The following is a 24,289-nucleotide window of genomic DNA, read 5'->3' on the forward strand; positions in this document are numbered from 1 at the left end:
CGCCTTACCCGGCAAAAGCATCAGCTACGGCGCAGGATAGGTATAAACCTGATGCACCGCTTCAATCTCCGCTAACACCTCTTCACTCAGGTTCAGATGGAAACTCTCAATGTTAGTTTTCAGCTGTTCCATGGTCGTCGCGCCAAGCAGGGTACTGGCAACAAACGGCTGACGGCGCACGAAGGCCAGCGCCATCTGCGCCGGATCCAGGCCGTGGCGCTTCGCGATATCCACATAGGCAGCAACGGCTTTTTGCGTCTGCTCGCCGCTGTAGCGGGTAAAGCGGCTAAAGAGGGTATTACGCGCCCCGGCCGGTTTCGCACCGTTCAGGTATTTCCCCGTCAGAGTGCCGAAACCGAGGCATGAATAGGCGAGCAGTTCCACTTCCTCATATTGCGTCACTTCAGCCAGCCCCACCTCGTAGCTGCGGTTAAGCAGGCTGTACGGGTTCTGGATGGTGACGATGCGCGGCAGATCGTGTTTATCCGCCAGGTGCAGATAGCGCATTACGCCAAAGGCTGTTTCGTTGGACACGCCAATGTAGCGGATTTTTCCCGCGCGCTGGCATTCGGTCAGCGCCTCCAGCGTTTCCAGCAGCGTAACGGCGGGGGCGCTCTCGTTCCAGCTATACCCGAGCTTGCCAAAACAGTTGGTTGGACGCTGCGGCCAGTGGACCTGGTAAAGGTCGAGATAGTCGGTTTGCAGGCGCTTCAGGCTCGCGTCCAGCGCGGCACGGATATTTTTGCGATCGAGGATCTGGTTTGGGCGGATCCCGGCATCGTTGTTTCGCGCGGGGCCACTCACTTTCGAGGCGATAACCAGCTTTTCACGGTTACCGCGTTTTGCCAGCCAGTTACCGACGTAGGTTTCGGTAAGTCCCTGCGTTTCAGGGCGTGGAGGCACAGGGTACATCTCTGCGACATCAATCAGGTTAATCCCCTGGCTGACGGCATAATCGAGTTGTGCATGGGCATCGGCTTCGCTGTTTTGTTCACCAAATGTCATCGTGCCCAACCCCAGTTGACTTATCTCCAGAGCGCTGTGGGGGATACGGTGATAATGCATAGCCGGCTTCCTTCAATAGACATGTAGACCGCGTCAGGAACCTCCCGACAAAGGAATATAAACATGGCAGAGGGGAAGCAAAAGGGGAAGAAAAAAATCAAAAAGGCCAGTAGGCTACTGACCTCCGACTGTTATCGCTCAATAATTTGCGAGACTTCGTCGCGATTGATCTGCATTTTATTGCCTGCCTGGTCGTGGTAGCTGACCAGACCGGTATCATCGTCGACTTCAGGTTTACCGTCAGTCAGGATCATCCGGCCGTCTTTCGTCGCCATGACGTAATCACTGCTGCAGCCCGAAACGGCAAACGCCAACCCGACTGCTGAAATTAACACCGCCCATTTTTTCATCGTTATCGTCCTCATCTGGCTCGTATCAAATCATAGTGTAGTATTAACCCGTTATAGCAACAGGGTGAAGCGGTAAAATCTTAAAAACCAGGCGATTATGTTTGTGAGCTCGCAAAATAAGTAAAAAACTATGTTTTAAGTAAGAAATGACGAGCAAGCAGCGCGCCGGTGAAATTTTTTTTAAGATAAAAACCGCGCGGTAGCGTCAGTATGGGTTCGCCCATCGCGCCGATCGCCTCGGTAAGCGCTTTGCTGTTTGCCGCTTTCGGGCGCAGCTGTAACACTTCTCCGTGCCGGGCGGTAATTCGCTCGACCTGACCGAGCACAATCATGTCCATCAGTTCTTCCCAGTCCAGGCGAAGCTGATGCTCCTCTTCTTCATCCGGGCTCCAGAGCAGCGGCGCGCCAACTCGGCGTTCAGCTAACGGGATCTGCCGTTCACCTTCAACCGGAACCCAAAGCACGCGATTCAGCTTATGGCGCACGTGGCTGGTTTCCCACGTTACGCCGGTATTGCCGGTTAAGGGTGCAACGCAGACAAAGGTAGTCTCCAGGGGCCGACCCTGGCGGTCGATAGGAATGGTTTTTAACTCTACGCCAAGGGCCGCGAAATCTTGCTCTGGCTTGCTCCCGGCGCTTGCCCCCAGCCACAGCTCCAGAAGCATGCCGATCCAGCCCTTATCTCGTTTCAGATCCTTCGGGATCTGTAGCCCTGCCATCGCCGCCAGTTCGCCCAGCGAGAAGCCTGCAAGGCGCTGAGCCTGCTGTAGCAACTGGCTTTCGCTCGAAGGCGGTGAGAGCAAGGGTGAAAGCGGATGCATGACGATAACCTTTTGATTAAAAAATAAACGAAGAAACAGTCCCCTGTGGATAGAGTTTAACTTTTTCTGTACCAATATTCCATGTGCATGATTTATAGGTTTTTTTATGAATTTTTCACGGTTTCATCAGGGACGCAAAACGGGTTGTTCAAATCTGGTCACTGACAATAAACAGGATCTTACACCATGTTATCCACAGAAAAATGGGATAACTGGGCATAACCCTGACTACTGTTTCAATTTACAGCCTTGACGTGCGACGAAAATCCAAATTTCAGACAAATTGTGCCTAACTTATTGGCACAATCTGTGGATAAAACCGACGCTGTTCGATCTTTCATCAGCACGACGATCCCTGCTGTGACGATCGTCACGCTATTCTGCATTTTGTTTGTCGATATGAATATAAAATAATGAAAAATATGACTTTATGTTGAAGGCGAGAAATGGGAGGGCAGAGGCCATTTCAGGTTGTTCATCGGTAATCAGACACTTCTTCACAACTATATCCACAGAAAAGGTGAATAAAATTGCCCTTGAGACCGCACATCTGTTTATAACTCTGCGCTTATTTGTGAGTTATTCAAATGTTATTAGGTTGCAGGCCTGTAAGAGAGTGGTTTACCGCCTCACTGTAGTGTGAAACAATCATTCATATATAAGGTTTAGTTTGGGGTAGTCCGGTGATTGATGACGATGGCTACCGCCCGAACGTAGGAATAGTAATTTGTAATCGTCAGGGCCAGGTCATGTGGGCCCGTCGATATGGTCAGCACTCCTGGCAGTTCCCGCAAGGCGGGATCAATCCGGGAGAGTCCCCAGAACAAGCGATGTACCGGGAGCTTTTTGAAGAGGTCGGTTTAAGCCGAAAAGATGTTCGCATCCTTGCCTCGACCCGCAACTGGTTGCGTTACAAGTTACCGAAACGTTTGGTGCGTTGGGACACAAAGCCGGTTTGTATCGGCCAGAAACAGAAGTGGTTTCTTCTGCAGTTGGTGGGCAACGATTCGGACATCAATATGCAAACCAGCAGTACGCCGGAGTTCGATGGCTGGCGCTGGGTGAGCTATTGGTATCCTGTTCGTCAGGTCGTGTCATTTAAGCGCGATGTTTACCGTAGGGTGATGAAAGAGTTTGCAAGTGTGGTGATGCAGCTTCAGGAGATCCCGCCTAAGCCGCAGAGCGCACCTGCCTGGCGACGTAAAAGAGGTTAAGCTACGCAAATCATGCTCACCCGCTTGCGAGAAATAGTCGAGAAGGTGGCCAGCGCTCCGCGCCTCAACGAGGCGCTGAATATTCTGGTCACTGACATCTGTCTTGCGATGGAGACCGAGGTCTGTTCGGTGTATCTGGCCGACCACGATCGGCGCTGCTATTACCTGATGGCGACCCGCGGTTTGAAAAAGCCGCGGGGGCGCACCGTAACGCTCGCATTTGATGAAGGTATCGTCGGGCTGGTTGGGCGGCTGGCTGAACCTATCAACCTTGCCGACGCGCAAAAACACCCCAGCTTTAAATACATCCCTTCCGTAAAAGAAGAACGCTTCCGCGCGTTTCTGGGTGTGCCGATTATTCAGCGCCGTCAGCTACTCGGTGTGCTGGTCGTCCAGCAGCGCGAGCTGCGTCAGTATGATGAAAGCGAAGAGTCCTTCCTCGTCACGCTGGCGACACAGATGGCGGCGATCCTCTCTCAGTCTCAGCTTGCTGCGCTCTTTGGTCAGTACCGCCATACGCGCATTCGCGCCCTTCCGGCATCGCCAGGGGTGGCGATTGCGGAAGGCTGGATGGACGCCACGCTGCCGTTGATGGAGCAGGTCTACGAAGCCTCTACGCTTGATGAAGCGCTGGAGCGCGAGCGTCTTACCGCCGCGCTGGAAGAGGCGGCCAATGAGTTCCGTCGCTACAGCAAGCGCTTTGCCGCTGGTGCGCAAAAAGAGACGGCGGCCATCTTCGACCTCTACTCGCACCTGCTTTCCGACGCGCGTCTGCGCCGTGAGCTTTTTGCTGAGGTTGATAAAGGCGCAGTCGCGGAGTGGGCGGTTAAAAAGGTCATCGAAAAATTTGCCGAGCAGTTCGCTGCTCTGACCGACGGTTATCTGAAAGAGCGGGCGGGAGATCTCCGCGCGCTGGGACAGCGCCTGTTGTTCCACCTCGATGATACCATTCAGGGGCCGAATGCCTGGCCAAAACGGTTTGTGCTGGTGGCCGATGAACTTTCGGCAACAACACTGGCCGAGCTGCCGCAGGACAGACTCGCCGGGGTTGTCGTACGTGATGGTGCAGCGAACTCCCATGCCGCCATTATGGTGCGCGCGCTCGGTATCCCTACCGTTATGGGGGCGGATATTCAGCCCTCGGTGCTGCACCGCCGCACGCTGGTGGTTGATGGTTACCGCGGTGAACTGCTGGTCGATCCTGAGCCGGTTCTGCTCCAGGAATATCAGCGTCTCATCAGCGAAGAGAATGAATTAAGCAAGCTGGCGGAAGATGACGTTAACCTGCCCGCGCAGCTGAAAAGCGGAGAGCGGATCAAAGTCATGCTCAACGCCGGCTTAAGCCCCGAGCACGAAGAGAAGCTTGGCAGCCGCATCGACGGGATCGGTTTATACCGCACTGAAATCCCCTTCATGCTGCAGAGCGGTTTCCCCTCCGAAGAGGAGCAGGTGGCGCAGTATCAGGGGATGTTGCAGATGTTCAACGACAAGCCTGTCACCCTGCGAACCCTGGATGTCGGGGCGGATAAACAGCTGCCGTATATGCCCATCAGCGAAGAGAACCCGTGTCTGGGCTGGCGCGGGATCCGCATTACGCTCGATCAGCCGGAGATCTTCCTGATCCAGGTGCGCGCGATGCTGCGCGCCAACGCCGCGACGGGCAATCTCAGTATTCTGCTGCCGATGGTCACCAGCATAGATGAAATCGACGAAGCGCGGCGCCTGATCGAACGTGCTGGTCGTGAATTGGAAGAGATGATTGGCTATGCGATCCCGAAACCACGGATCGGCGTCATGCTCGAAGTGCCATCTATGGTCTTTATGCTGCCGCAGCTGGCAAATCGCGTTGATTTTATCTCTGTCGGTACCAACGACCTGACGCAATATATTCTGGCCGTCGACCGGAACAACACCCGCGTCGCCAGTATCTACGATAGCCTGCACCCGGCGATCATTCGCGCGCTGGCGATGATTGCCCGTGAGGCTGAACAGTACGGTATTGATCTCCGCCTGTGCGGTGAAATGGCCGGAGACTCGATGTGCGTCGCGATCCTTATTGGTCTGGGGTATCGCCATCTGTCAATGAACGGCCGCGCAGTAGCGCGCGTGAAGTATTTGTTGCGGCATATCGACATCAATGATGCCCGCGAGCTGGCTGAGCGCAGCCTTGAGGCGCAGCTGGCCGCAGAGGTTCGTCACCAGGTGGCGGCATTTATGGAACGGCGCGGTATGGGCGGCCTGATCCGCGGTGGTCGCTAATCGTCTTTCGTCCTCTCCTTGTGGAGAGGGCGCCAGTGCGCACAAAACTCTATACACATCTTTTACATCTCTGGCGCATCCTCCGCGCCCGCCTTATGCTATGATTCGCAACTTTGGAGCCTCTGCTTAAGGCAGAATCGCATGTCTACCGCTGTCCACTTTCAGCGGAATAACAACATCTTGTGGTGACAGATGAACAGTGGTTATCTGCATTTTCCGGAATTTGATCCGGTCATTTTCTCAGTAGGACCTGTTTCGCTTCACTGGTACGGTCTGATGTACCTGGTGGGCTTTATTTTTGCCATGTGGCTCGCGGGCCGTCGCGCCAGCCGTCCTGGCAGCGGCTGGACCAAAAACGAAGTTGAAAACCTGCTGTACGCGGGCTTCCTCGGCGTGTTCCTCGGTGGCCGTATTGGGTATGTACTGTTCTATAACTTCCCGGTGTTCCTGAACGATCCCCTCTACCTGTTCCGCGTCTGGGACGGCGGCATGTCCTTCCACGGCGGCCTGATTGGGGTGATCCTGGTGATGGTGATTTTTGCCAAACGCACCAAACGCAACTTCTTCCAGGTGTCAGATTTTATCGCACCGCTGATCCCGTTTGGTCTGGGGGCGGGTCGTCTGGGCAACTTTATTAACGGTGAACTGTGGGGCCGCGTTGACCCAAGCGTACCGTACACGATGCTCTTCCCGGGCTCCCGCGCGGAGGATATCGCGCTGCTGCCGTCGCACCCGGAGTGGCAGTCCATTTTCGATACCTACGGCGTGCTGCCGCGTCATATGTCCCAGCTGTATGAACTGGCGCTGGAAGGCGTGGTGCTGTTTATCATCCTCAACCTGTTTATTCGCAAGCCGCGCCCGATGGGAGCTGTTTCCGGACTGTTCCTGATTGGCTATGGCGCGTTCCGCATCATCGTTGAATTCTTCCGCCAGCCGGATGCGCAGTTTACCGGCGAATGGGTACAGTACATCAGCATGGGGCAGATCCTCTCCATTCCGATGATTGTCGCGGGTGCCATTATGATGATTTGGGCGTATCGTCGTCGTCCACAGCAACAACTTTCCTGAGGAACCATGAAACAGTATCTTGAATTGATGAAAAAAGTGCTCGATGAGGGCACGCCGAAAAACGACCGTACCGGTACCGGTACGCTCTCCATTTTTGGCCACCAGATGCGCTTCAATCTGCAAGAAGGCTTCCCTCTGGTGACGACGAAGCGCTGCCACCTGCGCTCGATCATTCATGAACTGCTCTGGTTCCTGCAAGGCGACACCAACGTTGCGTATCTGCACGAAAATAACGTCTCCATCTGGGACGAATGGGCAGATGAAAACGGCAACCTGGGCCCGGTTTACGGCAAGCAGTGGCGCGCATGGCCAACGCCTGATGGCCGCCATATTGACCAGATCACCACCGTGATGAACCAGCTGAAAAACGATCCGGACTCTCGCCGAATCATCGTTTCCGCCTGGAACGTGGGCGAGCTGGACAAAATGGCGCTGGCTCCGTGTCACGCGTTCTTCCAGTTTTATGTCGCAGACGGCAAGCTCTCCTGCCAGCTCTACCAGCGCTCCTGTGACGTGTTCCTCGGCCTGCCGTTTAACATTGCCAGCTATGCGCTGTTAGTCCACATGATGGCGCAGCAGTGCGACCTGGAAGTGGGTGATTTCGTCTGGACAGGTGGGGACACCCATCTTTACAGCAATCATATGGAACAGACGCATCTTCAGCTCACTCGTGAACCGCGCGCGTTGCCGAAGCTGATTATCAAACGCAAACCGGAATCGATCTTCGATTACCGCTTTGATGATTTTGAGATTGAGGGCTACGACCCGCACCCTGGCATCAAAGCGCCCGTCGCTATCTGATGCGGTAAAGCGTGACATAACCGGTGCTGTTTAGCGCCGGTTTTTTTTCGTCTTTATTTCGTTTTCCGAGGCGTTATCCAGAAAACGTGCAACGCGCTGCAACTCTCCTGATACTTCGGATAACGCCTCGTAAAACCATTATTCACCGCTCGCCACGCCCACGGCGAATCGCCACACTTCCCGCATGAAAAAAGAGAACGGCTTTACGCTTATCGAAACGCTGGTGGCAGTCTCGCTGGTTGTCATACTCAGCGCCTCAGGTCTGTACGGCTGGGACAGCTGGCAGCGGCAGCAGCGGCTGTGGCAAACCGCCGGCCAGGTGCGCGACTATCTGGTGTTTCTGCGCAACCATGCCAACCGCTACAACCGTGACCATCAAATTAGCCTTCAGCGGTTGGGGGAGACAGAGTGTCTGGTGAGCGCTGCCGTACAAGGCTGTGAGAAGGGCAGCCCCTTTGTTCTGATTCCACTCTGGCCAGAGGTCGCGGTGAGCGAGGTCACACCTTCATTAGGGTTCTATGGGTTAAGGGATACGGCATGGGCAGGGCGGATACGCCTGCAAAGCCGTGCCGGAGAATGGCTTATCCTGGTCTCAGACGGAGGGCGCATCAGAATGTGTAAGGTCTCACAAGGAGGTTCATGTCGATGAGACAACGCGGTTTCTCGCTGACAGAAGTTCTGATTGCTACGGCCATCAGTAGCCTGTTGTTGATTGGCGCATCGCGCTTTCTACTCGGATTGCATCAGGCGGTATTACTGCAATCCGGCCAGAGAGAGCTGGAAGAAGAGGTCTGGCAGCGCCTGTTTGCTCTCGGCAAACAGCTTCAGCGTGCGGGTTACTGTGCTGGGAACTGCCAGGGGCAAGGGCTGGCGATCGCAAGGCAGGGCAGCTGCGTCATTGTTCGGTGGGATGCCAACAGTAACGGTCGTTGGGATCGCAGTGCATCAGAAAACGACAGCACCGGTTTTCGTCTGGAATCGGGCGCGCTGGAAACGCTTCGTGGGGCAACCTCATGTGAAGGTCAGGGATGGGAAAAGCTCACGGACCCGGACAAGCTCGCCATCGCGCATTTTGTGGTGAGGAAAGTAACACACGCCGGGTTTGCGCCGGAGCTGAATATCGAACTGTTCGCCCTGCGCAACGGCGATCATGGAGAGCCTTATCAGGCTTTGTATACGGTCACGGGGTACAACCTGTGAACCGTCAACTCGGTATGTCTTCGCTGGCGCTGGTTCTACTTTTACTGGTGCTTGGTACGCTGATCCTCACCGGCCTTAACCAGCAGCTGACAACGTTCAGCGCGCTCGTTGGCGGTGAGAGCCGTTCGCTGCAGCAGCAGGCTTCTGTACAGTCAGCGCTTGAGTGGGGACGCGTTCAGAGCTGGTCACCCGATCCTGAAGTCCAGTGCAAAAAGGAACTCGCCTGGCAAGTGTGTTTGCGGCGGCTGAGTGAGACCACTGTTTTACTGATTGCCGGAGTCAACGACCTGCTGCTCTGGCGTTCAGGAGAGATTATTGACGGTAATATTCGCTTTTCGCCTCACGGCTGGAGTGATTTTTGCCCGCTAAAGGAGCGTTCGCTATGCCAGCTGCCGTAAGCAAAGAAAAAGGATTTAGCATGGTTGAGGTTCTGCTGGCGATGATGCTGCTGGTCATCATCGTCACGGCACTGGCCGGTTATCATCGGGCGCTGGCGGCGCGGTTTACGCAGTTTAACCAGTATCGTCAGCTCTGGCACCACGCCTGGAATCAGGCTCAGCTCTCAACAAATGTTCTGCCCGCAGGCTGGCAGGCCAGTCGGGTGCAGACAACGCACGCAGGATGTGTCAGCATCACGGTTACACTTATTTCTCCTCTGGGGCGACGCGGTGAAATAACGCGTCTGCATTGCCCGGTTAGCCAGTAGTCGGGAGCGTCTATGTTAAGGGTCTACCACTCAAATCGTCTGGATGTGCTGGAAGCACTGATGGAATTTATTGTTGAGCGCGAGCGGCTCGACGATCCTTTTGAGCCTGAAATGGTGCTGGTGCAGAGCACCGGTATGGCACAGTGGCTGCAAATGTCGCTTTCCCGTAAGTTTGGCATTGCCGCGAATATTGATTTCCCGCTGCCCGCGAGCTTTATCTGGGAGATGTTTGTTCGCGTGTTACCGGACATCCCCGAGCAGAGCGCCTTCAACAAGCAGGGCATGAGCTGGAAGCTGATGGCGCTGCTGCCGGAGATGCTCCAGCACGATGAATTCGGCATGCTGCGCCACTACCTCAATGACGATACCGATAAGCGCAAGCTGTTCCAGCTGGCGTCGCGCACCGCCGATCTCTACGACCAATACCTTGTTTACCGTTCTGACTGGTTAATTCGCTGGGAAGCGGGCGAACTGGTTGAAGGGTTACCGGAGGCGCAAATATGGCAGGCACCGCTTTGGAAAGCGCTGGTCGAGCATACGGAGAAACTTGGGCAGCCTAAGTGGCACCGTGCCAACCTCTACGATCGGTTTATCTCAATACTCGAGAATGCGTCGGCGCGTCCAGCCCGACTGCCGTCACGCGTTTTTATCTGTGGGATATCCGCATTACCGCCTGTTTATCTGAAAGCGTTGAATGCGCTGGGTAAACATATCGATATTCATATTTTGTTCACCAACCCTTGCCGACAGTATTGGGGGGATATCCTCGACGAACGTTGGCTTGCGCGGCTGGTGACTCGCCAGCGAAAGCGCCTTTTTGAAGAACGATCCGTCCCGCTGTTTAAAGACGGCTCGACTGCCGGGCAGCTTTTTGATGAAGACGGCATCCAGAACCTGCCCAATCCACTGCTTGCCTCATGGGGGAAGCTGGGGCGTGATTACATTCACATGCTCTCCGATATTACGTCATCAGGCGAAGGTGACGTTGACGCCTTTGTCGAGATCGCCCCGGATAGTCTGCTGCATAATATTCAGTTAGATATTTTGGATCTGGAGAACCGCGCCGTCATGGGCGTGACGGCGAAAGAGTTTGAGCGCAGCGACAGCAAGCGGAAGCTGGACGCTGAGGATCGCAGTATCACGATCCATGTTTGTCATAGCCCGCAGCGTGAGGTCGAAGTGCTTCACGATCGACTGCTGGCGATGCTGCAGGACGACCCTGAACTGACGCCGCGCGATATCGTGGTGATGGTGGCGGACATCGACAGCTACAGTCCCTTTATTCAGGCCGTCTTCGGCAGTGCGACGGGTGAGCGATATCTGCCTTACGCCATCTCTGACCGTCGTGCCCGTCAGTCGCACCCGGCATTGCAGGCATTTATCACCCTGCTTTCACTGCCGGATAGCCGGTTTATCTCCGAAGATGTTCTGGCGTTACTGGATGTTCCCGTGCTGGCAGCCCGCTTCAACATCAATGAAGAAGGGCTGCGCTACCTTCGCCAGTGGGTAAACGAATCAGGCGTTCGCTGGGGCATCGATGACGATAACGTTCAGGAGTTCGAGCTTCCCCCAACCGGCCAGCATACCTGGCGGTTTGGCCTGACGCGTATGCTGCTGGGCTACGCCATGGAGAGCAGCCAGGGCGAGTGGAACGAAGTGCTGCCTTACGATGAGTCCAGTGGTTTGATTGCTGACCTGGTAGGGCATTTAGCTTCTCTGCTGATGCAGCTTAACCGCTGGCGCCGTGAGCTAATGCAGCCGCGTCCTCTTGAAGAGTGGCTCCCGGTGTGCAGGGCGTTACTTAATGATTTCTTCCTGCCAGACAACGACACCGAAGCGGCGATGGCGCTCATTGAAACGCAGTGGCAGGCTATCGTTGACGAGGGCGTGAATTCCCACTATCGCGAAGCGATTCCTTTGTCGCTGCTGAGAGATGAGTTGACGCAGCGCCTTGACCAGGAGCGAATCAGCCAGCGTTTCCTGGCAGGCCCCATCAATATCTGTACCCTGATGCCAATGCGCTCAATTCCCTTTAAGGTGGTCTGCCTGCTCGGCATGAACGACGGTATTTATCCTCGGGCCCTGGCACCGCTGGGGTTCGATTTGATGAACGCAGATCCAAAGCGGGGTGACCGTAGCCGTCGTGATGATGACCGCTATCTCTTCCTTGAAGCGCTTATCTCCGCTCAAAGTAAGCTCTATATCAGCTATATCGGTCGTTCCATTCAGGACAACAGCGAGCGCTTCCCCTCCGTTCTGGTGCAGGAACTGGTGGACTATATCGGCCAGAGCCACTATCTGGCTGGGGATGAGGCGCTTAACTGCGATGAAAGCGAGCAGCGGGTGAAGGCGCACATTACCTGTATCCACAGCCGCATGCCGTTTGACCCGGTAAACTATATTGTCAGCGAACAGCAGAGCTATGCCCGCGAATGGCTGCCAGCAGCGAAAAAAGAGGGGAGAGCCCATACGGATTTTATTCAGCCGCTTGATCCGCTGCCCATTAATACTTTGACTTTCGAACAGCTTCAGCGGTTTTGGGCGCATCCGGTGCGCGCCTTCTTCCAGCAGCGATTACAGGTCAACTTCCGCTCTGAAGAGAGCGAAATTCCTGATGCAGAACCCTTTACTCTGGAAGGGCTGGAGCGCTATCAGCTAAACCTCCAGCTGCTTAATGCGCTGGTTGAAGAGGAAGATGCAGACAAACTTTACCGCCGCTACCGTGCCGCAGGGCAACTACCTTACGGTGCGTTTGGGGAAATCGTCTGGGAGGCGCAGTGCCAGGAGATGACCGCTCTGGCGGAGCGCGTCAGGGAGCACCGCCAGCCCGGACAAAGCATCGAAATCGATCTCAGTTGCAAGGGCATACAGCTCACGGGCTGGCTAACCCAGGTTCAACCGGATGGGCTACTGCGCTGGCGGCCTTCTCTGCTCAGCGTTTCACAAGGATTGCAACTCTGGCTGGAACATCTTGTCTACAGTGCGGGTGGGAATAAAGGTGAAAGCCGGATCTTCGTGCGCAAAGAGGGCGAATGGCGCTTCCCACCTATGGAGGCAGAACAGGCGTTACGCTATCTGTCCTTGTATATTGAGGGCTATCTTCAGGGAATGAACAAACCCCTCCTGTTACTACCCGAAAGTGGCGGTGCGTGGATAAAAGCCTGTTATGACGCGCAGAATGATGCGATGTTAACGGATGAGGCTTCGCTGCAGAAAGCGCGCAGTAAATTTATGCAGGCCTATGAAGGAAACATGATGGTACGCGGTGAAGGTGAGGATGTCTGGTATCAACGTCTATGGCGAACGCTTGAGCCAGAATACTTCGAGGCTATTACGGAAGAGGCACAGCGCTACCTGTTACCGTTGTTTAAGTTTAATCAGTCCTGAGCGCTGTATAAAAATTGCGCAGTATGGGGTGTTCATTTATGATGCACTTCTTATCACGGACTGATGTACCTAAATAAAGAGATGTTGGCGTGTCCAGCACGCAGTTTGTTAATGATGTTTGCCCTAAATAATTCGAGTTGCAGGAAGGCGGCAAGGGTGTGAATCTCCGGGAGCTTACATGAGTAAGTGACTGGGGTGAACGCATGCAGCCGACGCTCATGCAACTTGAAGTATGACGGGATAGCCGTGATAAAGAGGTCGTAATGCCAGGCAGCACCTTGTTCAAAGCGTTTGTTTTGTTTGTCGCCCTTTGGGCTCCCGTCACTCAGGCAGACTCCGGTTGGCAACCCGTTCAGGAAACTATCCGTAAGAGCGAAAAAGATACCCGTCAGTATCAGGCTATCCGCCTCGATAACGGTATGACCGTGTTGCTGGTTTCCGATCCGCAGGCGGTGAAATCCCTCTCGGCGTTAGTGGTGCCGGTTGGATCGCTCGAAGATCCTGAGGCGCATCCGGGGCTGGCGCATTACCTCGAACACATGACGCTGATGGGCTCTAAAAAATATCCGCAGCCGGATAGCCTTTCTGAATTCCTGAAAATGCACGGCGGCAGCCACAACGCCAGCACGGCACCGTACCGCACGGCCTTTTATCTCGAAGTCGAAAATGACGCGCTGGCAGGGGCGGTTGATCGTCTTGCCGATGCTATCGCCGCGCCGCTGCTGGATAAAAAATACGCCGACCGCGAGCGCAATGCCGTCAATGCGGAGCTGACCATGGCCCGTACCCGGGACGGTATGCGTATGGCGCAGGTCAGCGCCGAGACCATCAACCCGGCGCATCCGGGCTCACGTTTCTCGGGCGGTAACCTGGAGACGCTGAGCGATAAACCGGGAAGCCCGGTCATTGACGCCCTGCATGCGTTTCGTGACAAATACTACTCCGCCAACCTGATGAAGGCGGTTATTTACAGCAACAAACCGTTGCCGGAGCTTGCCGGACTGGCGGCACAAACGTTTGGCCGGGTGCCGAATAAAAATATTGACCTGCCGAAGATAGACGTACCGGTTGTCACGGACGCGCAAAAAGGGATCGTCATCCACTACGTCCCTGCCATGCCCCGCAAAGTGCTGCGCGTTGAGTTCCGCATTGATAACAACACAGCCCAGTTTCGCAGTAAAACCGACGAGCTGGTGACCTACCTGATTGGTAACCGCAGCCCGGGAACCTTATCTGACTGGCTGCAAAAACAGGGGCTGGTGGAAGGGATCCGCGCCGATTCCGATCCCGTGGTAAACGGCAACAGCGGCGTGCTGGCGATCTCCGCCACCCTGACCGACAAAGGTCAGGCCAACCGTGATGAAGTGGTGGCGGCTATCTTTAGCTACCTCTCTTTACTGCGCGAGAAAGGCGTCGATAAGCGCTATTTTGATGAACTCGCGCACGTGCTGGATCTCGATTTCCGTTACCCGTCCATTACCCGCGATATGGATTACGTGGAGTGGCTGGCGGATACCATGATCCGCGTGCCGGTGGCGCACACGCTCGACGCGGTCAATATTGCCGATCGTTATGATGCCGAGGCGGTTAAAGCGCGCCTGGCGATGATGACGCCGCAAAATGCCCGCATCTGGTACATCAGCCCGAACGAACCGCATAACAAGACGGCATACTTTGTTGATGCCCCTTATCAGGTAGACAAAATCAGCGACCAGACCTTCGCCGACTGGCAGAAGAAGGCCGGTGAGATTGCGTTGAAGCTGCCGGAGCTGAACCCCTATATCCCGGATGATTTCTCGCTGATCAAAACGACTAAGGATTATCCGCACCCGGAGCTCATTATTGATGAACCGACGCTGCGCGTGGTGTATACCCCAAGCCGTTATTTTGCGAGCGAGCCAAAGGCCGATGTCAGCGTGGTCCTGCGTAACCCGAAAGCGATGAACAGCGCCAAAAATCAGGTGATGTTCGCGCTCAATGACTATCTGGCCGGTATCGCGCTCGATCAGCTCAGCAACCAGGCGGCCGTGGGCGGGATCAGCTTCTCCACCAATGCCAACAACGGTTTGATGCTTAATGCAAATGGCTATACTCAGCGTCTGCCTCAGCTTTTCAAGGCACTGCTCGAGGGTTACTTCAGCTACACGCCAACGGAAGAGCAGCTTGAGCAGGCTAAATCCTGGTATGCGCAGATGATGGATTCTGCAGAAAAGGGCAAAGCTTACGATCAGGCGCTTATGCCGGCGCAAATGCTGTCGCAAATACCTTATTTCCAGCGTGAAGAACGCCGTGCCTTGCTGCCATCAATCTCATTAAAAGAGGTGCTGGCTTACCGTGACTCGCTAAAAACCAACACGCGCCCGGAGTTTCTTATCGTCGGCAACATGAGCGAAGATCAGGCCAAAACGCTGGCAGAAAATGTTCGCACGCAGCTCGGTTCGAAAGGGGACGAGTGGTGCCGTAACCAGGACGTGCTGGTTGAGAAAAAACAGAATGTGATCTTTGAAAAAGCGGGGAGCAGCACCGATTCCGCGCTGGCCGCGGTGTTTGTGCCAACGGGCTATGATGAATTCGCAAGCTCTGCGCAGAGCGCCGTTCTGGGTCAGATTATTCAGCCGTGGTTCTATAACCAGCTGCGCACAGAAGAGCAGCTTGGCTATGCGGTATTTGCTTTCTCAATGAACGTGGGGCGTCAATGGGGGCTGGGCTTCCTGCTGCAAAGCAGCGACAAACAGCCAGCCTATCTCTGGCACCGCTATCAGGCGTTCTTCCCGCAGGTGGAAGCAAAACTGCGGGCCATGAAGCCGGAAGAGTTTGCTCAGATCCAGCAGGCCGTCATCGCGCAGGTGATGCAGCCGCCGCAGACGCTGGGCGAAGAGGCGTCACAGCTGAGCAAAGATTTCGATCGCGGTAATCTGAAATTTGATTCGCGTGATAAAGTAGTGGCCGAGATAAAACAGCTGACGCCGCAGAAGGCTGCCGATTTCTTCCATCAGGCCGTGATTAAGCCGCAGGGCATCACTATCCTGTCTCAGGTTTCCGGTAGCCAGAACGGGAAAACGGACTACGTGAACCCGAAAGGCTGGAAAGTCTGGAAGAGCGTCAGCGCGTTGCAGCAATCTATGCCCTGGAGTAAGAAAGAATGACCGATACCGCTGAGTCCCTTGATCCCTTACGTTTACCTCTGCAGGGTGAACGATTGATTGAAGCCTCAGCGGGAACGGGAAAAACCTTCACCATCGCCGCGCTCTATCTGCGCCTGCTGTTAGGCCTTGGCGGTAACGCCGCTTTTCCTCGTCCTTTGAGCGTTGAAGAGCTACTGGTTGTTACCTTTACCGAGGCCGCCACCGCTGAGCTGCGCGGCCGTATTCGGAGCAATATCCACGAACTGCGTATCGCCTGTCTGCGCCAGAGCACGGATAACCCTCTCTATGCGAGCCTTCTGGAAGAGATCGCCGATAAGCAACAGGCAGCCCAGTGGCTGCTCCTCGCAGAAAGGCAGATGGACGAAGCGTCCGTCTTCACCATTCACGGTTTTTGCCAGCGCATGCTGAGCCTGAATGCGTTTGAATCCGGCATGCTGTTTGAGCAGCAGCTTATTGAAGATGAATCCGTGCTTCGCTATCAGGCCTGCGCGGATTTCTGGCGTCGCCACTGTTATCCGTTACAGCGGGATATTGCGGAAGCGGTACATGCGTTGTGGAAGGGGCCCGAAGCGCTGCTGCGCGCCATCGATCGTTATCTTCAGGGGGAAGCGCCGGTCATCAAATCTCCGCCCCCGGCGGATGAAACCCTGGCCTCACGCCATGAAAAAATCATCGCTAAAATTGCCGACATCAAACAAAAATGGATTGAGTCAGTCGGTGAGATTGACGCGATCATCGAGAATTCCGGGATCGATCGACGTAAGTTCAATCGCGGCAACCAGGGCAAATGGATCGATAAGATCAGCGCGTGGGCGCAGGAAGAGACGCGCGGTTACCAGCTCCCGGATGCGCTGGAGAAATTCTCCCGGCGTTTCCTGGTTGAGCGGACCAAAGCAGACGGCATCGTGCCTGAACATCCCCTGTTTCTGGCGATTGAAACCCTGCTGGCGGAGCCCCTGACGCTCAACGATCTGATGATCACTCGCGCCATGACGGAGATCCGCGACGCCGTCGCGCGTGAAAAGCGTCGCCGGGGCGAACTGGGGTTCGACGATATGCTGAGCCGACTTGATGCGGCGCTGTGCAGTGAAAATGGCGAAGCGCTTGCCGCCGCGATTCGCACCCGCTTCCCGGTCGCGATGATTGACGAATTTCAGGACACCGACCCACAGCAGTACCGCATTTTCCGCCGTATCTGGCGCCAGCAGCCCGGCACCGCGCTGTTGTTAATCGGCGATCCTAAGCAGGCCATTTACGCCTTCCGCGGTGCGGATATTTTTACCTACATGAAAGCCCGTAGCGAGGTTGACGCGCACTACACGCTCGACACCAACTGGCGCTCTTCTCCCGGCATGGTGGAAAGCGTCAATGCGCTCTTCAGCCGCATGGATACGGCGTTTATGTTCCGGGAGATCCCTTTCCAGCCGGTCAAGTTCGCCCCTAAAAATACCGCGTTGCGCTTCGAGGTTAATGGCGAAACGCAGCCAGCCATGAACTTCTGGCTACTTGATGGGGAAGGCTGGGGCGTCGCGGACTATCAAAATGCTATGGCCCAGCACTGTGCGGCGCAAATTAGGGACTGGCTCAGCGCAGGCGCGCGCGGCGATGCGCTGCTGTGGAAGGAGGATAAACCAGCCCCGGTAAAGGCATCTGATATCACGGTGCTGGTGCGCAGCCGTCAGGAGGCCGCGCTTATCCGCGACGCCCTGACGCTATTGAATATACCGTCCGTCTACCTCTCCAACCGCGACAGCGTTTTTGAAACGCTGGAAGCCCTCGAGATGCTATGGCTGCTGCAGGCTGTGCTGGCCCCGGAGCGTGAAAGCACGCTCCGCAGCGCCTTAGCGAGCGCGATGCTCGGGCTGAACGCGCGTGACATTGATGCGCTTAATACTGACGAATCCGCGTGGGATGCTGTGGTAGAAGAGTTTGTGCGCTACCGTGAAAAATGGCAGAAGCGCGGCGTGATGGCGATGGTGCGCGAGCTCATGGCACAGCGTCACATTGCGGAAAACATGCTGGCGACAGCGGGCGGCGAACGCCGTCTGACCGATATTTTGCACATCAGCGAGCTGCTCCAGGAAGCGGGTACGCAACTGGAGAGCGAGCATGCTCTGGTGCGCTGGCTGGCCCAGCAGATTGCCGACCCTAACAGCAATTCTTCCAGCCAGCAGATGCGCCTCGAGAGCGATAAACATCTGGTGCAGATCGTCACCATTCACAAGTCGAAAGGCCTGGAGTATCCGCTGGTCTGGCTGCCGTTTATCGCCAATTATCGCGTGCAGGACCAGGCTTTTTACCACGATCGCGAGTCGTTCGAAGCGGTACTCGACCTCAGCAACGCGGAGTCCAGCGTCGAGCTGGCCGAAGCGGAGCGTCTCGCGGAAGACCTGCGCCTGCTATACGTGGCGCTGACCCGTTCGGTCTGGCACTGTTCCCTGGGCGTCGCGCCGCTGTTCCGTCGCCGTGGCGAAAAGAGCGGCGAGAGTGATTTTCATCTGAGCGCGCTGGGGCGGCTTATTCAGCGCGGCGAGCCTAAAGATGCCGCAGGGCTGCGCCAGTGCATCGAATCACTTTGCTCAGAGCATGTTGCCCTGCATATTCCCTCCCAGCCCGACAGCAGCCGCTGGCAGACGCCGGAGCAGGGAGAGTCAGCGCTGCATGCCCGCGAGGTGGCTCGCACAATCGCTGACGACTGGCGCGTCACCAGTTACTCCGGTTTACAGCAGCACGGACAGAGTATTGCGCAGGATCTGATGCCAAAACTGGACGTGGATGCCGCTGGGGCCGGGAGCGTGCCCGTCGAGCCGGCGCTCACGCCGCATCAGTTTCCGCGCGGCGCCTCGCCGGGCACGTTTTTGCACAGCCTGTTTGAAGAGCTGGATTTTACCCAACCGGTATCAGAAGAGTGGGTGCTGAAGATGTTACAGAGCGGAGGCTACGACGCACAGTGGCAGCCTGTTCTCACTGAATGGATCCGCGCTGTTCTGCACGCGCCGCTCACGGCGCAGGGGATCTCGCTGAGCCAGCTGACCGCCAAAGATAAGCAGGTGGAGATGGAGTTTTACCTCCCCATCGCCAGCCCGCTCAGGGCCGAGGCGCTTGATGCGCTGATCCGCGAGTACGATCCGTTATCCGCCGGGTGTCCGCCGCTGAATTTTCGCCAGGTGCAGGGGATGCTGAAAGGCTTTATCGACCTGGTTTTCCGCCATGAAGGGCGCTACTACCTGTTGGATTACAAATCGAACTGGCTGGGGGCAAACAGCGAAGCTTATACCCAGCAGGCGATGGCCTCAGCGATGCAAATGCATCGCTACGATCTGCAGTATCAGCTTTACACCCTGGCGCTGCACCGTTACCTGCGCCATCGCATGGCCGATTATCGCTATGAAGATCATTTTGGCGGCGTCATTTACCTGTTTCTGCGCGGCGTGGATGCTAACGACCCGCGTTCGGGTATCTTCAGCACCCGCCCGGCTGCGGAGTTGATTGAAAAGATGGATAACCTGTTTGCTGCAAGCACGGAGGAAGTAGCATGACGATGCAGGCGCTACTGCTGGACGCAATTGAACAACGTGCACTTCGCCACCTGGACGTACAATTTGCCATGATGGTGGCGAGCGAAGAGCCTGCCGTCATGCTTGCCGCGGCGATCCTGAGTAAAGATGCGGGAGAAGGGCATGTCTGTCTGCCGCTTTCACGTCTGGTGGTGGATGAGAAAATGCCGCCGGCTTTACAGGCGTGTTTCGCGCTTCTGGGTGAGGCAGTGGACTGGCAAGAAATATTACTCCGCTCGCCCGCCGTCAGCAGCGCCGATACCGGTACGCCAATGATTTTGACGGGTGAACGTTTGTATCTGAACCGGCTGTGGCGTAACGAACTGACGGTGGCGCGCTTCTTCAGCGAGACCAATACTCCGCTTCCGTGCGATGAAGCACTGCTCCGACAAACGCTGGATACGCTGTTTACCTCTGACGACGAGACAGACTGGCAGAAAGTGGCGGCAGCAGTGGCGTTAACGCGGCGGATATCGGTGATTTCGGGCGGGCCGGGCACCGGTAAAACGACCACCGTGGCTAAGCTGCTTGCCGCGCTGATTCAGTTATCGGGTGAGCAAAAGTGTCGTATCCGCCTGGCGGCACCTACCGGTAAAGCGGCTGCACGTCTGACGGAGTCGTTAGGCGGCGCGCTGCAAAAACTGCCGCTCACCGGGGAGCGGCTTGCGCTTTTCCCTAACGAAGCCAGCACGCTGCACCGCTTGCTCGGTGCGCAGCCGGGTAGCCAGCGTCTGCGCTACCATGCCGGTAACCCGCTGCATCTGGACGTGCTGGTGGTGGATGAAGCGTCGATGATTGACCTGACGATGATGTCGCGTTTGATTGATGCGTTACCGCCGCACGCGCGCGTCATTTTCCTCGGTGACCGCGATCAGCTTGCCTCCGTTGAGGCCGGGGCCGTGCTGGGCGATATCTGCACCTATGCCAGCCTGGGGTATACCGCAGAACGCGCTGAGGAGCTGGCGCGCCTGACCGGATGTTCGCTCGCGGCTGAAAACCATTTACTTGCGGGGGCGCTGCGCGACAGCCTGTGTCTGCTGCAAAAAAGCTACCGTTTTGGCAGCGACTCCGGCATTGGTCAGCTTGCGGCGGCGGTGAACCGGGGCGACCGGCACGCTACCTGTGCGGTATTTGACGGTACCTTTACCGATATTGAGAAAAAATCGCTGCAAACCGGGGAAGAGTATCAGGCGATGCTGGATGACGCCCTGCTGGGGTATCAACATTTTCTGACGGGCGTACAGCAGCAAAGCACGCCGGAGCAGGTCATTGCCGCGTTTGGCGAATACCAGCTGCTCTGCGCGTTGAGGGAAGGGCCCTTTGGCGTCAGCGGCCTGAACGACAGGCTGGAACAGCTGCTGGCGCAAAAGCGTAAAATCAACCGTACTCCGCACTCGCGCTGGTATGAAGGCCGGCCGGTGATGATCTCCCGCAACGACAGCGCGCTGGGGTTGTTTAACGGGGATATCGGGATTGCGCTCGATCGCGGGCAGGGGCTCCGCGTCTGGTTCCAGATGCCGGACGGTAGCGTGAAGTCCTTCCAGCCGAGCCGTTTGCCCGAGCATGAAACTGCCTGGGCGATGACGGTGCATAAATCCCAGGGTTCTGAGTTTAACCATGCGGCACTTATCCTGCCCACACAGCTTTCCCCCGTCGTTACCCGCGAGCTGATCTATACCGCCATTACGCGCGCGCGTCAGCGCCTGTCGCTGTATACCGATGAACGGGTGCTGGTACAGGCGATTGCCACTCGCACGGAACGCCGAAGCGGGCTGAGCGCGATATTTGACTCTCTCTGAACGACGCCGGCAAAGAAAGGATTACCCCAGGTCGGCCATCAGCACTTTCGAACGGCGCTGATAGTTGTACATCTCTTTCTTCGTTTCCGGCAGAGAATCAATATCCACCGGCGTGAACCCGCGTTCCTGGAACCAGTGAATGCTGCGCGTCGTCAGGACGAACAGCTTGCTCAGCCCCATCTGACGCGCCTGTGCCGCCACGCGCTCAAGCAGCATTTCGCCGCGTGAAGAGCTGCGGTAATCCGGGTGCACCGCCACGCAGGCCATTTCTCCGATTTTCTCTTCCGGGAACGGATAGAGGGCGGCGCAGGCAATGGTCAGGTTATCGCGCTGGATAATGGTGAATTTGTCGATCTCCATCTCCAGCTGCTCGCGGGAGCGACGAACCAGAATACCCTGCTGTTCCAGCGGACGGATCAGCTCCAGAATGCCGCCGATATCGTTGATGGTCGCGCGGCGAATCTGCTCTGCACTTTCCATCACAATCTGGGTGCCAATACCGTCGCGGGAGAACAGCTCCTGCAGCAGAGCTCCGTCTTCCTGATAGCTGATCAGGTGACTACGGCGCACGCCGCTGCGGCAGGCCTTCACGGCGCCACGCAGGAAGCGGACGGTGCCGGAGTGGTAATCCCCTTCGGCTTCCAGCGCTTCAACGCGGGCCTGCGCTTCATTCGGGAAGAGTTCCGGCACAATCACCCCTTCATCGTTTACGACGCCCTGGGAGGAGCAAAACCCAATCATTTTTTCCGCCTTCAGCTTGATCGCCAGCTGGGTGGCAATCTCTTCGGACGTCAGGTTAAAGCTTTCACCGGTTACGGAAACCGCCACCGGCCCCATCAGAACAATGGCACCGCTGTCGAGCTGACGGTGAATGGCCTCTTCATCAATACGACGAATGCGGCCGCTGTGGCAGTAATCTACGCCATCGTCCACGCCGAGCGGCTGGGCAATGATAAAGTTGCCGCTCACGACGTTGATATGCGCGCCCTGTAGCGGCGTGTTGTTCAGGCTCATCGACAGGCGAGCGGTGATATCCAACTGCAGCAGACCCGCCGCCTGCTTCACCAGCTCCAGGGTTTTGGCATCCGTGACGCGGGTATGTTTGTGGTAAATCGGCTCGTGGTGGTGAGCGGCCAGGTTGGCGTCGATCTGCGGGCGCGCGCCATAGACCACCACCAGGCGGATCCCGAGGCTGTGCAGCAGGCCAATGTCATTGACGATGCTGGAAAAATTTTCATGCTCAATGGCTTCGCCGCCCAGCATGATGACAAACGTTTTTCCCCGGTGGGCGTTGATATAGGGAACAGAATGGCGGAATCCCTGGACCAGTTCGGTTCTACGTTCCTTCACCATGGCACAACCCTTAATGAATGTTTATTCGTAATTTATGTATTTTTATTCGATTGTGGGCGCGTGTGCAAGTGCAAATTTTCTGCGACCTACAGAAATTAATAAGTAATCCGTGCGTTAACGTATGATTGTTTACCCTTTTATAGATGACAGTTTATGCGTCATTCGTTAAAGTTTTCGGTCAATCTGCACTTTTGTATATCAGTTTGTTTTCTTGCTCGGGAGAAGCATGTCGGGATCCAATTCAGCAATAAGCCGCCGCCGTTTGTTAAAAGGGGCCGGGGCAATGTGGTTGCTTAGCGTCAGCCAGGTCGGTCTTGCCGCCACGAGTCAGGTGGTGGCGGTGCGCGTCTGGCCGTCGTCGACCTATACGCGCGTGACGGTTGAATCCAATCGCGTGCTGAAATATAAGCAATTTGCCCTCAGCAACCCTGAACGCGTGGTGGTGGATCTCGAAGGGGTGAACCTCAACTCCGTGCTGAAAGGCATGGCGGCGCAGATCCGCGGTGACGATCCGTTTATTAAATCGGCGCGCGTCGGTCAGTTTGATCCGCAAACCGTGCGCATGGTGTTTGAGCTTAAGCAGAACGTTAAGCCGCAGCTGTTCGCCCTGGCGCCCGTCGCGACGTTTAAAGAGCGTCTGGTGATGGATCTTTACCCGGCGAATGCGACGGATATTCAGGATCCGCTTCTCGCCCTGCTGGAGGATTACAACAAAGGCGATCTTCAGCGTCAGGTGCCGCCTGCGCAAAGCGGCCCGCAGCCCGGGAAAGCAGGGCGCGATCGTCCGATTGTGATCATGCTCGATCCCGGCCACGGCGGCGAAGACTCCGGTGCGGTGGGGAAATACCATACGCGTGAAAAAGACGTGGTGCTGCAAATTGCCCGTCGTCTGAAGGCGTTAATTGATAAAGAGGGCAATATGCGCGCCTACATGACGCGCAATGAGGATGTCTTTATCCCGCTGAAGGTGAGGGTGGCGAAAGCGCAGAAGCAGCGTGCCGATCTGTTCGTCTCGATCCATGCGGATGCCTTTACCAGCCGCCAGCCGAGCGGCTCGTCGGTGTTTGCGCTCTCAACCAAGGGTGCGACCAGTACCGCGGCGCGATACCTTGCGGACACCCAGAACGCCTCGGACCTGATCGGTGGCGTGAGCAAAAGCGGCGACCGCTACGTCGACCACACCATGTTCGACATGGTGCAGTCCCTGACCATTAACGACAGCCTGAAGTTTGGTAAAGCGGTGCTGGGCAAGCTGGGGAACATCAATAAGCTGCACAAAAACAGCGTTGAGCAGGCCGGGTTTGCGGTGCTGAAGGCACCGGATATCCCGTCCATTCTGGTAGAAACCGCGTTTATCAGTAACGTTGAAGAAGAGCGTAAGCTCAAGACGGCAAAGTTCCAGCAGGAGGTGGCGGAGTCGATTCTGGCGGGGATACGGGCGTATTTCTCAGACGGGGCGACGCTGGCGCGGCGCGGGTAGGTTTTTAGCCGGGTGAAATGCCCGGCAAATTCACAAACGGCAGATACAAAAAAACACCCTTAAGGGTGTTTATTGTTTTCAGA

Annotated in this window: 17 protein-coding genes; 13 read left to right on the forward strand and 4 right to left on the reverse strand. The window is 56.1% G+C overall.

Features of this window, described 5'->3' with window-relative positions:
* Positions 1 to 24: 24 nt before the first annotated feature.
* The 3 genes from IM299_RS13845 to mutH all read right to left on the reverse strand — a co-directional run bounded on the left by IM299_RS13845 (position 25) and on the right by mutH (position 2,236).
* A complete protein-coding gene (locus IM299_RS13845; RefSeq protein ID WP_028014287.1) occupies positions 25 to 1,065 on the reverse strand; it encodes an NADP(H)-dependent aldo-keto reductase in 1,041 nt (346 codons plus the stop codon).
* A 131-nt stretch (positions 1,066 to 1,196) separates the two neighbouring features.
* Positions 1,197 to 1,415 carry a YgdI/YgdR family lipoprotein gene (locus IM299_RS13850; RefSeq protein WP_014885085.1) on the reverse strand — a complete coding sequence of 73 codons (219 nt, stop codon included), beginning with the start codon at positions 1,413 to 1,415 and terminating at the stop codon, positions 1,197 to 1,199.
* A 128-nt stretch (positions 1,416 to 1,543) separates the two neighbouring features.
* The gene (gene mutH / locus IM299_RS13855; RefSeq protein ID WP_028014286.1) at positions 1,544 to 2,236 is read right to left on the reverse strand and encodes a DNA mismatch repair endonuclease MutH; all 693 of its coding nucleotides are present in this window, start codon (positions 2,234 to 2,236) and stop codon (positions 1,544 to 1,546) included.
* 683 nt (positions 2,237 to 2,919) lie between these two features.
* On the opposite strand from mutH, the gene rppH reads away from it, so the two are divergent.
* The 12 genes from rppH (at position 2,920) to recD (ending at position 21,373) form a co-directional block, all read left to right on the forward strand.
* The gene (gene rppH, locus IM299_RS13860; RefSeq protein ID WP_013098553.1) at positions 2,920 to 3,450 is read left to right on the forward strand and encodes an RNA pyrophosphohydrolase; all 531 of its coding nucleotides are present in this window, start codon (positions 2,920 to 2,922) and stop codon (positions 3,448 to 3,450) included.
* Between the two features lie 12 nt (positions 3,451 to 3,462).
* Positions 3,463 to 5,709, forward strand: a complete 2,247-nt coding sequence (gene ptsP / locus IM299_RS13865; protein ID WP_193357647.1) for a phosphoenolpyruvate--protein phosphotransferase — start codon at positions 3,463 to 3,465, stop codon at positions 5,707 to 5,709.
* Positions 5,710 to 5,901: 192 nt separating this feature from the next.
* A complete protein-coding gene (gene lgt / locus IM299_RS13870) occupies positions 5,902 to 6,777 on the forward strand; it encodes a prolipoprotein diacylglyceryl transferase (protein WP_028014284.1) in 876 nt (291 codons plus the stop codon).
* A gap of 6 nt (positions 6,778 to 6,783) precedes the next feature.
* Positions 6,784 to 7,578: a thymidylate synthase gene (thyA, locus tag IM299_RS13875; protein WP_013098550.1), complete on the forward strand. Its 795-nt coding sequence runs from the start codon at positions 6,784 to 6,786 to the stop codon at positions 7,576 to 7,578.
* A gap of 184 nt (positions 7,579 to 7,762) precedes the next feature.
* A complete protein-coding gene (locus tag IM299_RS13880; RefSeq protein ID WP_059353925.1) occupies positions 7,763 to 8,227 on the forward strand; it encodes a prepilin peptidase-dependent protein in 465 nt (154 codons plus the stop codon).
* Positions 8,218 to 8,778 (forward strand): prepilin peptidase-dependent protein, encoded by a 561-nt coding sequence (locus tag IM299_RS13885; protein WP_193357648.1) that lies wholly within the window; start codon positions 8,218 to 8,220, stop codon positions 8,776 to 8,778. The genes IM299_RS13880 and IM299_RS13885 overlap by 10 nt, the downstream gene beginning before the upstream one ends.
* On the forward strand, positions 8,775 to 9,176 hold the full coding sequence (locus tag IM299_RS13890; protein WP_193357649.1) for a DUF2509 family protein: 402 nt from the start codon (positions 8,775 to 8,777) through the stop codon (positions 9,174 to 9,176). The genes IM299_RS13885 and IM299_RS13890 overlap by 4 nt, the downstream gene beginning before the upstream one ends.
* Entirely contained in the window at positions 9,161 to 9,484 is a 324-nt protein-coding gene (locus tag IM299_RS13895) for a prepilin-type N-terminal cleavage/methylation domain-containing protein (protein ID WP_041908385.1), read from the forward strand. The genes IM299_RS13890 and IM299_RS13895 overlap by 16 nt, the downstream gene beginning before the upstream one ends.
* Positions 9,485 to 9,496: 12 nt before the next feature.
* On the forward strand, positions 9,497 to 12,871 hold the full coding sequence (gene recC / locus IM299_RS13900) for an exodeoxyribonuclease V subunit gamma (protein ID WP_193357650.1): 3,375 nt from the start codon (positions 9,497 to 9,499) through the stop codon (positions 12,869 to 12,871).
* Positions 12,872 to 13,134: 263 nt separating this feature from the next.
* Positions 13,135 to 16,017: a pitrilysin gene (gene ptrA, locus IM299_RS13905; protein ID WP_041908387.1), complete on the forward strand. Its 2,883-nt coding sequence runs from the start codon at positions 13,135 to 13,137 to the stop codon at positions 16,015 to 16,017.
* Positions 16,014 to 19,556: an exodeoxyribonuclease V subunit beta gene (recB, locus tag IM299_RS13910; RefSeq protein ID WP_193357651.1), complete on the forward strand. Its 3,543-nt coding sequence runs from the start codon at positions 16,014 to 16,016 to the stop codon at positions 19,554 to 19,556. Before ptrA ends, recB begins: the two co-directional genes overlap by 4 nt.
* Positions 19,553 to 21,373 carry an exodeoxyribonuclease V subunit alpha gene (recD, locus tag IM299_RS13915; protein WP_045629959.1) on the forward strand — a complete coding sequence of 607 codons (1,821 nt, stop codon included), beginning with the start codon at positions 19,553 to 19,555 and terminating at the stop codon, positions 21,371 to 21,373. Before recB ends, recD begins: the two co-directional genes overlap by 4 nt.
* Before the next feature lie 21 nt (positions 21,374 to 21,394).
* Here the strand turns inward: recD and argA are convergent, their stop codons facing one another.
* Positions 21,395 to 22,726: an amino-acid N-acetyltransferase gene (gene argA, locus IM299_RS13920; protein ID WP_014885072.1), complete on the reverse strand. Its 1,332-nt coding sequence runs from the start codon at positions 22,724 to 22,726 to the stop codon at positions 21,395 to 21,397.
* 226 nt (positions 22,727 to 22,952) lie between these two features.
* Between argA and amiC the strand changes: the two genes are divergently transcribed.
* Positions 22,953 to 24,206 carry an N-acetylmuramoyl-L-alanine amidase AmiC gene (amiC, locus tag IM299_RS13925; RefSeq protein ID WP_014885071.1) on the forward strand — a complete coding sequence of 418 codons (1,254 nt, stop codon included), beginning with the start codon at positions 22,953 to 22,955 and terminating at the stop codon, positions 24,204 to 24,206.
* Positions 24,207 to 24,289: the final 83 nt, after the last annotated feature.

The sequence above is a fragment of the Enterobacter cloacae complex sp. P47BA genome (genome assembly GCF_014930485.1).
Lineage (GTDB): Bacteria > Pseudomonadota > Gammaproteobacteria > Enterobacterales > Enterobacteriaceae > Enterobacter > Enterobacter bugandensis.

Coding starts and splice junctions, on each gene's coding strand:
- IM299_RS13845 (WP_028014287.1), bottom strand. CDS start 1,065: ATGCATTATCACCGTATCCCCCACAGCGCTCTGGAGATAAGTCAACTG.
- IM299_RS13850 (WP_014885085.1), bottom strand. CDS start 1,415: ATGAAAAAATGGGCGGTGTTAATTTCAGCAGTCGGGTTGGCGTTTGCC.
- mutH (WP_028014286.1), bottom strand. CDS start 2,236: ATGCATCCGCTTTCACCCTTGCTCTCACCGCCTTCGAGCGAAAGCCAG.
- ptsP (WP_193357647.1), top strand. CDS start 3,463: ATGCTCACCCGCTTGCGAGAAATAGTCGAGAAGGTGGCCAGCGCTCCG.
- lgt (WP_028014284.1), top strand. CDS start 5,902: ATGAACAGTGGTTATCTGCATTTTCCGGAATTTGATCCGGTCATTTTC.
- thyA (WP_013098550.1), top strand. CDS start 6,784: ATGAAACAGTATCTTGAATTGATGAAAAAAGTGCTCGATGAGGGCACG.
- IM299_RS13880 (WP_059353925.1), top strand. CDS start 7,763: ATGAAAAAAGAGAACGGCTTTACGCTTATCGAAACGCTGGTGGCAGTC.
- IM299_RS13885 (WP_193357648.1), top strand. CDS start 8,218: ATGTCGATGAGACAACGCGGTTTCTCGCTGACAGAAGTTCTGATTGCT.
- IM299_RS13895 (WP_041908385.1), top strand. CDS start 9,161: ATGCCAGCTGCCGTAAGCAAAGAAAAAGGATTTAGCATGGTTGAGGTT.
- recC (WP_193357650.1), top strand. CDS start 9,497: ATGTTAAGGGTCTACCACTCAAATCGTCTGGATGTGCTGGAAGCACTG.
- ptrA (WP_041908387.1), top strand. CDS start 13,135: ATGCCAGGCAGCACCTTGTTCAAAGCGTTTGTTTTGTTTGTCGCCCTT.
- recB (WP_193357651.1), top strand. CDS start 16,014: ATGACCGATACCGCTGAGTCCCTTGATCCCTTACGTTTACCTCTGCAG.
- recD (WP_045629959.1), top strand. CDS start 19,553: ATGACGATGCAGGCGCTACTGCTGGACGCAATTGAACAACGTGCACTT.
- argA (WP_014885072.1), bottom strand. CDS start 22,726: ATGGTGAAGGAACGTAGAACCGAACTGGTCCAGGGATTCCGCCATTCT.
- amiC (WP_014885071.1), top strand. CDS start 22,953: ATGTCGGGATCCAATTCAGCAATAAGCCGCCGCCGTTTGTTAAAAGGG.